Here is a 12,116-nt window from a genome sequence, read left to right on the forward strand (position 1 = left end):
GAGTATTGAGCGTCTGTTCGAAGATCGCAAGGCGTGGAGCGGGGCGAACAGGATGGTTGGGGAGCACACGGGCATCGCTGTTCTGGCGCGAGCATCGCAACGGGTGCGTAACAATGAGCCGCTATGGCTACGCGATCCAGGTTCCGGGCAGTGACGGCGGCGGTGGCGGCCGCGGTGGCGGCGGGCGCGCTCGCCGCGTGCGGCATCCCCGCCTTCGGCGAGCGCGAGGCCGGCGGGCGCGGCCCCCTGCCGCCGGGCGCCAAGGCCGAATGCACCCGGGTCCCCGCGCCCGGCGACTCCCGGCACCGGCAGCTGCGCGGCATGTGGATCGCCACCGTCGGCGGCATCGACTGGCCCGGCGACGCCGGCTCGGCCGCCGCGCAGAAGAAGCGGTACACCCGGCTCCTGGACACCGCCGGGGCGATGAACATGAACGCGGTGTTCGTCCAGATCCGCCCCAACTCCGACGCCTTCTACGACTCCCCCTACGAGCCCTGGTCGCAGTGGATCACCGGCACGCAGGGCAAGGACCCCGGCTACGACGTCCTGGCCTTCATGCTCAAGGAGGCCCACGCCCGCAACCTGGAGTTCCACGCCTGGTTCAACCCCTACCGCGTGTCCCGCCAGGACGACGTGAACAAGCTGTCGCCCAAGAGCCCCGCGCGGCAGCACCCCGACTGGGTCCGCAAGTACGGGACGGGCCTGTGGTACGACCCGGGCCTGCCCCAGGTCCGCGACCTGGCCACCAAGGCCGTCATGGACGTCGTCACCAAGTACGACATCGACGCCGTCCACTTCGACGACTACTTCTACCCCTACCCCGAAGGCGGCGACTTCCCCGACGACGCCACCTTCAAGGCCTACGGCGGCGGCATGAAACGCGCCGACTGGCGCCGCAAGAACGTCGACACCCTCGTCGAATCGCTCTCGGAGAAGATCCACGACGCCAAACCCTGGGTCCGGTTCGGCATCAGCCCCTTCGGCGTCTGGCGCAACAAGACCAGCGACCCCGCCGGATCGCCCACCCGCGCCCTGCAGAGCTACGACGACGTCTACGCCGACACCCGCAAATGGATCAAGAAGGGGTGGCTCGACTACGTCACCCCCCAGCTGTACTGGCCGATCGGCGACCCCAGAGCCGACTACGCCAAGCTCGTCGCGTGGTGGGCCGACCAGGTCAAGGGCACCGGCGTCCAGCTCACCATCGGGCAGGGCGCCTACCGCGTCGGCGCCGACGCCGCCTGGAAGGACCCCGCCGAACTGTCCCGGCACCTCACCCTGAACGCCAAGTACCCGCAGGTCCGCGGCGACGTGTACTTCAGCGCCTCCGACATCGCCGCCAACCGCCGCGGGTTCGCCGCCCGGCTCCGCGACGACCACTACACCCGCCCCGCGATCCTCCCCGCCGTGGACGAGGCCGGCAGCGGCAAGGGGCAGGGCGGGAACGCCGCGCCGCCGCCCGTGCACGGCACCGCCGCCGTCCCCGCCGACAAGGGCGTCAAGGTGACCTGGCAGCCCTCCGAGGGCGCCTCCTCCTACGCCGTCTACCGCGTCGACGGCACCGGCCCCGGCTGCGCCCCCGTCGACCCGGAGCGCCTCATCGCCGACGTCCGCGGCGGCGGCATCATCGACCCCACCGCCGAACCCGGCCGCGCCTACACCTACTACGTCACCGCCCTGAACCGCCTCCACCACGAGAGCGCCCCCGCACGCGGCGCAACGGTCACCGCCCCGAAGGGATAATGATCATGATCTGCGGGGAGGAACCAGTCACCTGATCACCCCCGGAGGTCTGAAGCATGGCGCTGTCGATGGAGGAGCAGCGGATCCTCACCCAGATCGAGGTCCGCCTGAGCGAGGACGACCCGCGGCTGGCCCAGCGCCTCGCCCGCCACGGCACCCCCCGCGGGCGCCGGACCCGCACCATCGTCCTCACCGCCGCCGCCGTCATCATCGTCCTGGCCGCGATCGCCGCAGGCATCGCGGCGGCCGTCCTGTAACACCCGCTTCCCCAGCCCGCCCACCCCGCACCGCACACGCGAACGCCGAGGCCCCGGCGAGATCGAACTCGCCGGGGCCTCGGCGTTCAAGCCGGTGTGGTGGTCGCCTCACGGCGAAAGGCACAACGAAGCTCCAGCCCGGACCGCATGGGACCGGCGGTATTCCCCGAAGGCATCAGGTAGAGCCCGGGGGACACATGCCACACCGACGCATCCCACTGTAACGGCTCCGGGCGGGTGACCGCTCCACCGGCACCCCGCGCGCCCTCCACCTCACCCCGGAGTGAGGGTTGCCTGCGCCCGTGCACCGCCCCGCCACCGGACGCGTCCCTGACTATGACCGCACGCCGGACGAGCCGGCACGAAACGGGGGACGACACCATGACCACCACAGACACGGCGGCCGCCGCGTGGGACCTGCCCGCCGAGGCCCGCGCCGCGTCCCGCGCCCGCGACCTCACCGCCCGCACCCTGCGCCGCTGGCACCCCGCCGAGACCGGCGACCCCGCGGCGACCGGCGACATCGTCCTCATGGTCGACGAACTCGTCACCAACGCCGTCGTCCACGGCACCGGGCCCGTCCGCCTCGCCCTGCGCCTGGACGGGACGCTCCTCACCGCCGAGGTCAGCGACGCCCACCCCGCCGCACCCGCCGTCCCCGGCGGCCCGCCCCGCGTCCTGGACTGGGCCGAGGCCGGCCGCGGGCTCCTCCTCGTCGCCGCCCTCGCCACCGAGTTCGGCGCCCGCCCCCGGCCCCCCGGCAAGACCGTCTGGTTCACCCGCGACCTCGCCCCCACCGGCCCCGGCACCACGGCCCACCGCGCCCCCGAACCCCGCGCCGCGGACCTCCGCGCCGAGCCTGGGCGCGACGGCGCCACCGCCCGTGGCCGCGGACCTGGTGCCGGGGGCCGCCCGGAATCGGGCATCGCGGAATCGGACGCGGAATCGGGCGTCGCCGTGCCCGCACCCCGCCGCCCCGAACCGGGTCACGCTCCCGCCCGCTGACCCGCCTCACCCCACCCGGCCGGTACCCGCACGGCGGCGGCCGCGCGCAGCCGCAGCGGGGCGGTCACGCCTGCAGGGGGCAGCGGTCGACCATCCAGACCTCCTCGCCGTCACCGGGCGGCGGCTCCGGAGGCTCGTCGGTGAGCCGGTCCAGATGCCACTCGATGTGGGCCAGCGGCCCGCGCCAGCCCGCGAGCAGGTCCGCCAGCGGACGCGGCGGACCCGGCGGCCCGTAGGGGCGCGGGTCGGGCAGCTCCTCCAGCCACAGCGCGTCGTCGCAGCCCGCCGCCCAGTGCCCCACCGAATCCAGCACCTCCTCCAGATCGCGCGCCACCTCGCCCAGCGACCGCAGCGCCATCGCGTCCTGGATCATCCGCTCCCGCACCTCGTAGGGCAGCTCCCGGCCGAACACCGGCGGGAACGCCGGGGGACGGCCCGCCGGCACCGGCTCCTCGCCCGTCGCCGCCGACCGGACCGCCGCCGCCTGCCACCGCGTCCACTCCGCCAGATGCCCCAGCACCCCGCGCAGCGCCGCCGCGCCCGGCCCCCGCCCCGCCGGCCGCGCCGGGCCGCGCAGTTCGGCCGCCGCGTCGCGCAGCCGGGACCGGACGAACTCCAGCCGGTCCAGCGTCCACGCCCGCGCCCGCACATGATCGGCCGGGCCCCGCGGCCCCGCACCGTCCCCCGGGCGCGGCACCGGCACCCGCAGCGCCGCCAGCAGCCCGTCCAGATCCCGCACCTCGGCCGCCCGCCCCGACAGGAACGCCGCGCCGATCCGGTCCAGCCGGAACATCCGCGGGCCGTCCCGCATCCGGCACCACCCCACCAGGTACTCCCCATAGGGGGCGATGACCAGGCCGTGCGCCTCCACGTCCCGGAAACTGCGCGCCCCCGCCTGATCGGTGTAGGCCAGCCGCACGACCCGCCGGGTGCGGACCGCCGCGTCGAGCGTGCCGCGCACCGGCCCCATCAGCGACCCCACCTCGCTCAGCGGCGCCGGCTCCTCCTGCGGGCCGGGCAGCACGTAGCCGCGGCCCCGCTCCACCCGCACCGGCAGCCCGCCGCCCGCCAGCAGCGACAGGTCGCGGCGGACGGTCCGCTCGGCGACCCCCAGCCGCGCCGCCAGCACGGCCGGCCCCAGCGGCTCGGGCGAGGCCGCCCGCAACTCGGCGACGAGCGCCAGCAGCCGGTCAACGCGATCCACGCCCCCATCGTGACGCGAGCCACCGACAATCCGCCGTCCCCCAGGGACCCAAATCCCTTACCGGCAAGGCGAAACCCGCCACCGGGCCGCCCCCGCACCACAGGCGGCGCCCCCCGTCCCCGAGGGCGCGACCACGCAGACGCGACATCTGGCCGGGCGTCGCCGCCGACATCCCGTCCACGACCTACTGCCGCTGGTCCGAGCGCACGAAAGCCGACCGCGCGAAGCCCCGCCGCGTGCTCACTCACCCGCGCGGAAACCCGATCAGCGGGTGCTTCCGGTGCCTCGGCGGGCGTGCGGGGGTCAGCGGCCGGACAGTTCCGCTGCCAGGCCCTCGAAGTCGGCGGCCGTCAGTGACAGTGCGCTGCCGATCGCCTGGGTCGCCTCCGCGCTGCCCAGGTGCCGGGTCGCGGCGCGGTCCAGGTAGGCCTCCACCAGGCGGGCGCCGGTCAGCCGGCCGCGCGGCCGCAGCGACCCCACCTCGCGGTTCACCACCGCCCACGCGTCCGCGCCGAGCCGCAGGCTGCGCTCCTCGGCCAGCAGCCGCACCAGCGCCGCGCGCGCCTGCGGCCCGGCCAGGTCCGGCAGCCGGACCGCGCGCAGGTCCGCGGTCAGCTCCGGCGCCGCCGCGGTCAGCTCCCCGACCCGGTCGGGTTCGCACGTGCCGAGCAGCGCCGTGTCGTTGACGCCCTCCAGCCGCGTCCGGTACAGGACGGACGCGTACGCGGCGCCGTCGGCCTCGTCCAGGATCAGCCCGTCCAGGCCGTCCAGCAGCAGGACGTGGCCCGCGTGGTCCTCCAGCGCGGCGCGCAGCCCGTCGGGGCCGTTCTCGCGCAGGTCCTCGGCGTGCACGGAGTGGACCTCGCCGCTGGAGGCGTCGACCTCGGCGAGGGCGCGGGCCGCCATCCGGGCCAGCCGCCGCTGCCCGCTGGACGGCGCGCCGATCAGCAGCAGCGCGGGCGCCGACGCGCTCGACACCTCCTGCCCGCGCAGCCGCCGCGCCCACTTGCCGCGCCGGCGCACCTCGGTGACCACGCGGCCGATGTCGTCGGCGCCGCACAGGAACCGGATCCCGTAGGCCTCGGCGACCTGCGGGTCCGGCTCGGCGACCGGTGCGGCCGGGAGCGGGGGCGGCGGCTCGGGCACCGGTGCCGGCGGGGGCGGCAGGGTCGTGTGCCGGACGGGCTCGGGATCGGGCACCGGCGGTGACGCGGGCGGGGCGGCGGGCGGGGGCACCGGCGGGGCGGGGCTGGCGGCCCCCGGCCAGGCCGGGCCCGGGTCGAGCTGGGTCTTGAATGCGTCGGTGTCCAGCTGCGTGCGCTGCGCCTCGGCCGCCCACGCCGGCTCCGGCGCCGGCGGCGGGTAGAGCGCCGCGCCGGCCGCGTCGGCGGTCGTGGCGTCCGCCGGCGGTACCGGGTCCGGTGCCCGGTCGGGCTGCGGCGCGGGCTCGGGGAGCGGCGGGGGAGGCGGCGGCGCGATCCGCGGCGGGGGCGCGTCCGCGGCGTAGGGGTCGGCCGGCGGCTCGGGCGGCGCCGGTGCGGGCACGGGCGCCGGTGCGGGCTGCTCGTGGTGGACCGCGGGCGGTTCGGGGGCCGGGGCGGCGGGGGGTTCGAGGGCGGGCGCCGCCGGGGCGGGCGCCTCCGCCGGCGGCGGGTCCGGCGCGGCCTGCGGCGGCTCGGGCACCGGCGCGACCGGCTGGTCGGTGCCGGACGTGGCGCGCTCGGCGGCCATGTGCGCGCGGGCGGCCTTGATGATGTCCCACGCCGACAGCTCGTCGGTGGACGGGGGGCTGTGCATCGCCGGGGACGTCAGCTCCGCCGCGACCGCCTGCGGCACCGCGAACCCGGTCGCGGGCGGTGCGACCTGCGCGAGCCGGCACCACGTCAGCCCGAGGGTGTAGGTGGTGGCCAGCAGCGCGGCGAGGGCGTCGGCGTCGTCGCCGCGCAGCGCGTCCGGGAGCCGCCCGTCGCGCGGCCACAGCGACCGCAGCGGGTTGGCGGGGTCGGCCAGGACGGCCTGGAGCGTGCGGGCGCTGTCGGGGTCGAGCCAGCGCTGCAGCGCCGGCAGCGCGCCCGGCGCGGCCTGCAGGTCGGCGGCCAGCACCGCGATCCCGGCGCGGCGGACCTCGTCGTGGCCGCGGCCCGGCGCGGACGGGCGCGGGCCGGTGAGGCCGGCGACGATCTGCTGCAGGTCGTACAGGGCCAGGCGCAGGTACTCGCCGGGCGCGGTGTCGCGGACCATCGGGGTGGCGTACTCGGCGGGGCAGCGGCGCCGCCACTCCTGCAGGACGGCGTCGGGCCCGTACCGGACGGTGGCCATGTCCTGGTTGACCATCCGCAGCGACGCCCCGGTGATGGCGGCGAGGGCGTCGGCTCCGGGCCGGAACCGGGGGTCGGCCCGCAGCCCGGCGGCGACCTCGTACATGACGCGGGCGATGTGGGCGGCGCCGCCGCCGTCGCCGGCGCCGAGCCGGTGGACGTAGTAGCCGGCGAGGGTGGCGAAGTCGGGCGGCATCATCCAGTGCAGCCGCTCGGCGGAGGTGGTCAGGAACGGGATGAACGACTCGATCAGCGGGTGCTCGGTCAGCGCGACCGGGGATCCGGCGCACCACAGCAGCGCGCCCCACGCGGCGGCGACGGTGCTGGGCGTGCCCGGCTGGAACATGGGGTCGCGCTGGGCGAACTGCTGCGGGTCGACGGCCAGGGCGGTGGTGAGGGCCTGGGAGATCCGCGCGACGACGGCGGTGTCGGGGACGGGCCCGAGGAACCCCAGCGGCGCGACCCGGCCGGCGGCCAGGTCGGGGCCGGTGGGGAACAGCTGCGGCGGGACCGGCGGGGTCCCGGCGCCGCGCGGGGCGGGGACGGCGACGCGGCGGTCCTCGAACGCGGCGGGCGGCGGGCAGGGGTGCCAGGCGCCGTCCAGGCCGCACCGGTACCAGCGGCCCCAGGCGCCGTAGAGCCACCATTCGCCGGCGCCCCACAGCATCCGCGCGGCGACCTGGGCCGCGCGGTCGGCGGGCTGGGCGGTCTGCCACCACGGTGAGGCCACCAGTTCGCGCACGTTGCCCTCGACCGAGGCGAACAGGTCGCCGCTCGGGCCGCCTCCGGTTCCGCCGGGCCCCGCCCCGGCCGCCTGCCAGCTCATCCGGCGAATAGTAGTCGCCCGGCATGGTCCGTCCGGCATCGCCCGAGTTACGGGCCGGTATCCGCCCCTTCGGCGTGTAAGGACTGTTATGGCAGGATGCTCATGAGCTCGCCGCGGGGGCGGGTCCACCGGGCGGCGGGGAGTGGCGATGGACGGCGCGGCGCGCACCCGGGCGGCGGGCCTCGGCCTGGTGCTGCTGTCGTCGGTGTGCTTCGGCGCGTCCGGGCCGTTCGGCAAGGCGCTGATCGAGGCGGGCCTCGGCCCGCTGCAGGCGGTGTGGCTGCGGATCGCGGTCGCCGCGCTGGTGCTGGTGCCGCTGGCCGCCGCCGTGCGGGGCCGGGCGCTGCGGAGCGGGCTGGCCGGGCTGCGGCCGCACGCGCGCCCGCTGATCGTGTACGGGCTGACCGGGGTCGCGGGCTGCCAGGCGTGCTACTTCGTCGCCGCGTCGCGGCTGCCGGTGGGCGTGGCGATCCTGCTGGAGTTCAGCGGCCCGGTCATCGTGCTCGGGTGGCTGCGGCTGGTGCGCCGCGTCCCGGTGCACCGCACCGCCGCCGCCGGCGTCGCGACCGCCATGGCCGGGCTCGCGCTGGTCGTGCAGGTGTGGACGGGCCTGTCCCTGGACCCGGTCGGCCTCGCGGCGGGCCTGGGTGCTGCCGCCTGCCAGGCCAGCTACTTCCTCATCGTCGACCGCCTCACCGGGCGGGTCGACCCCCTGGTCATCACCACCGCCGGCAGCGTCGTCGGCGCCGCCGCGCTCACCGCATTCGCCGCGCCGTGGGCGCTGCCGTGGGGGGTGCTGCCCGCGCAGGTCCCCTTCGCCGGGCACACCGCGCCCGGCTGGGCGCTGGTCGCCTGGATCGGGATCGTCAGCACCGTCATCGCCTACCTCACCGGCGTCGCGGGCCTGCAGCGGCTGCCCGCGCAGGTCGGCGGCGCGATCTGCTACACCGAGGCCGTCGCCGCCGCCCTCATCGCCTGGGCCGTGCTCGGCGAGCGCCTCACCCCGCCGCAGATGGCCGGCGGCGCGATCGTCCTGACCGGCGCCTACATCGCCCAGCGCGCCGCCGGCCGCGCCGCCGCCCGACCGGGCGGGGGAGGCGATAGCGGGGACGGGGGACGCGGGGCCCCGCCGGGCGGTCAGGTGTCGTCGGCGCGGAAGCGGCGGGCGCCCAGCGCCACCGACACCACCAGCAGCACCACGGTGACCAGCACGCCCTCGGCGAGCGCCGCGGTCGCGTAGTCGCCGAGGAACGCCGCCCTGGCCGCGTCCACCACGTACCGGAACGGGGTGAACCGCGACAGCGCGTCCAGCCAGCCCGGTGCCAGGCTCATCGGGAGCAGCATCCCCGACAGCAGCATCAGCGGCAGCGTCACCGCCGACAGCAGCGGCGCGAACGCGTCCTCGTCGCGGGTCCGCATCGCCAGGACGTAGGACAGCGACGCGACGCTGACCGCGAGCGACACCACCAGCACCAGCCCGACCGCGATGCCGCCCGCCGGGGCGCGCAGCCCCAGCGCGAGCCCGGCCGCCACCAGCAGCACCGCCTGGACCGCCACGACGGCCGTGTCGCGCAGCACGCGGCCCAGCAGCAGCGCGGTCCGGCTCACCGGGGTGACCCGCAGCCGCTCCAGCACCCCCGACCGCAGGTCGGCGATCAGCCCGAACCCGACGAACCCGGCGCCGAACAGCGCGAGCTGCACCAGGATCCCCGGCACGAACACCCGCCAGGCTCCGCCGCCGGACCCGCCGCCGGAGCCGCGCAGCTCGGCCAGGTCCGGCAGCAGCGGTCCGAACAGCACCAGGTACAGCAGCGGCTGCAGCGCGCCGAACACCACCGCGACCTTGCTGCGCAGCGTCTGCCGCAGGCACCGCAGGAAGATCAGCCGCGTGTCCGACACCGTCCGCGTGAACGACATCTCGGTTCTCCTCTCGAATGGGGGTCCGGGTCAGGCGGCGTCGCGCAGGGAGCGGCCGGTGACGGTGAGGAACACGTCGTCGAGCGTGGGACGCGCCAGGTTCAGCGACGCCAGCTCGACTCCGGCGCCGTCCAGGGCGCGGACCAGGCCCATGAGCGCGGTCTCGCCGTCCTCGACGGTCAGGCGCACGCGGGACCCGGTGACGGCGGCCTCGCGGACGGCCGGGTGCCCGGCCAGCGCCTTGCGGGCGGGGCCCGCGGCGGCGGGGTCGGCGAGCTCCAGGGTGACGACGTCGCCGGCGACGCGGCGCCTCAGCTCGGCGGGCGCGCCCTCGGCGACGATCCGGCCCCGGTCGATGATCAGCAGCCGGTCGCACAGCGCGTCGGCCTCGTCCAGGTAGTGCGTGGTCAGGAACACCGTGGTGCCGTCCCGGTCGCGCATGGCGCGGATGTGGTCCCACAGGTTGCCGCGGCTCTGCAGGTCCAGGCCGGTGGTCGGCTCGTCCAGGAACAGCAGCGGCGGGCGGTGCACCAGCCCGAGCGCGATGTCCAGGCGGCGGCGCTGCCCGCCCGACAGCGACCCCGCCGGGCGCGCCTGCAGCCCCGCCAGGTCCAGGCGGGCGCACAGCCCGGCGATCCGCGCGGCCCGGCCGCGCACCCCGTACAGGCGGGCCTGCAGGTCCAGCTCCTCCCCGGCCGGGACGGACGGGTCGGTGCCGCCGCCCTGCGCCACGTAGCCGATGCGGCGGCGGACCCCCGCCGGGTCGCGGCGCAGGTCCCGGCCGGCGACGGTCGCGGTCCCGGCGGTCGGCGCCAGCAGCGTCGTCAGCATCCGCAGCACGGTGGTCTTCCCGGCCCCGTTGGGGCCGAGGAACCCGACGATCTCGCCAGGCGCGACCCGCAGGTCCACGCCCCGGACCGCCTCGACCGGGCCGTGCCCGGTGGCGAAGGTGCGGGCGAGCCCGCGCGTCTCGATCACGATGTCCTCCTCACGACGATGCTCGACAGAGTAACCACAAATTTGCAGTCACTCCAAGTTTTCAGTGGCACCAGCGAAGGTAGGATGCGGGCATGGGAGAGGAGACCGTCCCGAGCACCGGGCCCGGCGCCGGACGGGAGGCGCGGCCGGAGGCGGGGCTGGGCCTGCGCGAGCGCAAGAAGCGCGAGACCCGCCGCCGCATCGCCGACATCGCGACCGGCCTGTTCCTGATGCGCGGATTCGACAACGTCACCATTGCCGACGTCGCCCGCACCGCCGACGTGTCGGTCAACACCGTCTTCAACTACTTCAAGACCAAGGAGGACCTGTTCTTCGACCGTGAAGACGAGATGGTCGAGGCCGCCGCCCGCGACGTCCGCGACCGCCGCCCCGGCGAGAGCGTCGTCGCCCTGTTCCGCCGCCGGTTCTTCGAGGGCCTGGACGCCGGCGAGTACCGCACCGCCTTCCACGAGGGCGCCGACGCCTGGCTCCAGGCCGTCCACGACAGCCCCGCCCTCACCGCGCGCATGCGCGAACTCGGCCAGCGGATCGAGGACGAGCTCGCCGTGCTGCTCGCCGAGGAGACCGGGGCCGGCCCCGACGACTTCACCCCCCGCGCCGCCGCCGCGATGATCCACGCCGCCCAGAGCGCCCTCGTCACCGAGATCGCCGCCCGCAAGCGCGCCGGGGAGACCCTGGAGGAGATGCGCGACGACGTCTACGCCGCCGCCGCCCGCACCTTCGACCTCCTCGAACACGGCCTCGGCGGCTACGCCGCCGCACCCCCCGCCGCACCCCCCGCGCCGCCCGGCACCGGAAATTGAGTTCCGGGCAGTCCCCGATCGTTCCTACACTCCGTGATCGCGGAGGCGAACAATCATGGACACCCCCACGCTCCTGGCCCACCTGGAGCACCACGGCACCGCCCTCACCCTGCCCAGGGGAGCGGCCCCGCACTGGGACGACGCGGACCTGCACCGCGCCGCGCACGCCGCCGACCCCGACGGCTACGCGCTGCTCGGCCTCGCGCCCGCCGCGGCGCCCTGGCAGCGCGCCCGCGTGCTGCTGCAGGTCCTCGCCGCCTCCCAGGCCGGCATGGACGGCGCCGCCCGCGCCGTGCAGGCCCGCGCCGCCCGCGTCCTGAGCCTCGGCCTGCCGCCCGCGCACGCCCTCACCGCCCTGCTCGCGCTGCGGCGGCTGCGCGCCAACCACAAGCACACCACCCGCGCCGTGCTGCGGTTCGTCCTGGAGCACCCCGCCGCCGACGCGCTCATCGCCGCCCGCCGCCCCGCCCTGCCCGCCGTCCCCGCCGCGTTCCCCCGCTTCACCGGCACGGTCGCGCTCGTCCTGGACGCCCCGGCGCCCCCGCCGCAGGCCGCCATGCTGCGCGCCGCACTGGAGCGGGTCTGCGACCGGCTGGAGGTCATCGAGACCGGCCCGGGCCCGCAGGACATCGCCGACCCGGCCGCCGGCGTCCTGGACGCCCTGGAGACCGGCGGCCCCCGCGGCCCCGACCTGGTCGCCGTCGTCTGCGGCGCCGCATTCCCCGGCGGCCTCGCCCGCCTCGCCGCCGCCCTGCCCGGCGGCGGGATCACCACCCCGGTGGTGGTGTGCCGCGCGCTGCCCGCCGACGCCGATCCGGCGCCGGGGCCGGCGGTGCCGTATCCGCCGCACCGCTCGATCGGGGAGCGGGACGACGCCGCCGCGCTGCTGCCGTGGATGCTCGCGCACTGCGCCGCCGGTGCGCCCTGGCTCCGCACCGCCCTGCACGCCCGCCTCGACGACCTCGAACGCCGCGCCGACGGACTGACCGCCGGCCTCGCCGCCTGAGCCGGAGGGCGGTCGAGGCGGGGGAGCGGCGGTGCGGC

At 76.9% G+C, this 12,116-nt stretch carries 10 protein-coding genes; 6 read left to right on the forward strand and 4 right to left on the reverse strand.

The window, feature by feature from the left end; genetic code table 11:
• Window positions 1-123 precede the first annotated feature (123 nt).
• The 3 genes from ABFX46_RS17245 (at window position 124) to ABFX46_RS17255 (ending at window position 3,005) form a co-directional block, all read left to right on the forward strand.
• Window positions 124-1,743, forward strand: coding sequence for a glycoside hydrolase family 10-like protein (locus ABFX46_RS17245; protein WP_346043303.1), 1,620 nt, complete (start codon window positions 124-126; stop codon window positions 1,741-1,743).
• 56 nt (window positions 1,744-1,799) lie between these two features.
• Window positions 1,800-2,000: a DUF3040 domain-containing protein gene (locus tag ABFX46_RS17250; RefSeq protein ID WP_131945174.1), complete on the forward strand. Its 201-nt coding sequence runs from the start codon at window positions 1,800-1,802 to the stop codon at window positions 1,998-2,000.
• Window positions 2,001-2,381: 381 nt separating this feature from the next.
• Window positions 2,382-3,005, forward strand: a complete 624-nt coding sequence (locus tag ABFX46_RS17255; protein ID WP_346043305.1) for an ATP-binding protein — start codon at window positions 2,382-2,384, stop codon at window positions 3,003-3,005.
• Window positions 3,006-3,069: 64 nt separating this feature from the next.
• Here ABFX46_RS17255 and ABFX46_RS17260 read toward each other — a convergent pair whose 3' ends face one another.
• Together ABFX46_RS17260 and ABFX46_RS17265 are read right to left on the reverse strand one after the other, a co-directional pair.
• A complete protein-coding gene (locus ABFX46_RS17260; RefSeq protein ID WP_346043306.1) occupies window positions 3,070-4,209 on the reverse strand; it encodes a helix-turn-helix transcriptional regulator in 1,140 nt (379 codons plus the stop codon).
• 303 nt (window positions 4,210-4,512) lie between these two features.
• Window positions 4,513-7,353 (reverse strand): hypothetical protein, encoded by a 2,841-nt coding sequence (locus ABFX46_RS17265; RefSeq protein ID WP_346043307.1) that lies wholly within the window; start codon window positions 7,351-7,353, stop codon window positions 4,513-4,515.
• Window positions 7,354-7,501: 148 nt separating this feature from the next.
• Between ABFX46_RS17265 and ABFX46_RS17270 the strand changes: the two genes are divergently transcribed.
• Entirely contained in the window at window positions 7,502-8,593 is a 1,092-nt protein-coding gene (locus tag ABFX46_RS17270) for an EamA family transporter (RefSeq protein WP_346043308.1), read from the forward strand.
• On the opposite strand, the gene ABFX46_RS17275 is transcribed toward ABFX46_RS17270, so the two are convergent.
• Both ABFX46_RS17275 and ABFX46_RS17280 read right to left on the reverse strand, forming a co-directional pair.
• On the reverse strand, window positions 8,491-9,270 hold the full coding sequence (locus ABFX46_RS17275; protein WP_346043309.1) for an ABC transporter permease: 780 nt from the start codon (window positions 9,268-9,270) through the stop codon (window positions 8,491-8,493). The genes ABFX46_RS17270 and ABFX46_RS17275 overlap by 103 nt on opposite strands.
• Window positions 9,271-9,300: 30 nt before the next feature.
• Window positions 9,301-10,248, reverse strand: a complete 948-nt coding sequence (locus ABFX46_RS17280; protein WP_346043310.1) for an ATP-binding cassette domain-containing protein — start codon at window positions 10,246-10,248, stop codon at window positions 9,301-9,303.
• A gap of 92 nt (window positions 10,249-10,340) precedes the next feature.
• On the opposite strand from ABFX46_RS17280, the gene ABFX46_RS17285 reads away from it, so the two are divergent.
• Together ABFX46_RS17285 and ABFX46_RS17290 are read left to right on the forward strand one after the other, a co-directional pair.
• A complete protein-coding gene (locus ABFX46_RS17285; RefSeq protein ID WP_346043311.1) occupies window positions 10,341-11,072 on the forward strand; it encodes a TetR/AcrR family transcriptional regulator in 732 nt (243 codons plus the stop codon).
• 55 nt (window positions 11,073-11,127) lie between these two features.
• Window positions 11,128-12,078, forward strand: a complete 951-nt coding sequence (locus tag ABFX46_RS17290) for a hypothetical protein (RefSeq protein ID WP_346043312.1) — start codon at window positions 11,128-11,130, stop codon at window positions 12,076-12,078.
• Window positions 12,079-12,116 lie beyond the last annotated feature (38 nt).

It is taken from the genome of Actinomadura chokoriensis (genome assembly GCF_039529475.1).
Taxonomy (GTDB): Bacteria; Actinomycetota; Actinomycetes; order Streptosporangiales; family Streptosporangiaceae; genus Spirillospora; species Spirillospora bangladeshensis.

Excerpts from the sequence above, each read along its gene's own strand:
- ABFX46_RS17245 (WP_346043303.1), top strand. The coding sequence starts at position 124 with ATGGCTACGCGATCCAGGTTCCGGGCAGTGACGGCGGCGGTGGCGGCC.
- ABFX46_RS17250 (WP_131945174.1), top strand. The coding sequence starts at position 1,800 with ATGGCGCTGTCGATGGAGGAGCAGCGGATCCTCACCCAGATCGAGGTC.
- ABFX46_RS17255 (WP_346043305.1), top strand. The coding sequence starts at position 2,382 with ATGACCACCACAGACACGGCGGCCGCCGCGTGGGACCTGCCCGCCGAG.
- ABFX46_RS17265 (WP_346043307.1), bottom strand. The coding sequence starts at position 7,353 with ATGAGCTGGCAGGCGGCCGGGGCGGGGCCCGGCGGAACCGGAGGCGGC.
- ABFX46_RS17270 (WP_346043308.1), top strand. The coding sequence starts at position 7,502 with ATGGACGGCGCGGCGCGCACCCGGGCGGCGGGCCTCGGCCTGGTGCTG.
- ABFX46_RS17275 (WP_346043309.1), bottom strand. The coding sequence starts at position 9,270 with ATGTCGTTCACGCGGACGGTGTCGGACACGCGGCTGATCTTCCTGCGG.
- ABFX46_RS17285 (WP_346043311.1), top strand. The coding sequence starts at position 10,341 with ATGGGAGAGGAGACCGTCCCGAGCACCGGGCCCGGCGCCGGACGGGAG.
- ABFX46_RS17290 (WP_346043312.1), top strand. The coding sequence starts at position 11,128 with ATGGACACCCCCACGCTCCTGGCCCACCTGGAGCACCACGGCACCGCC.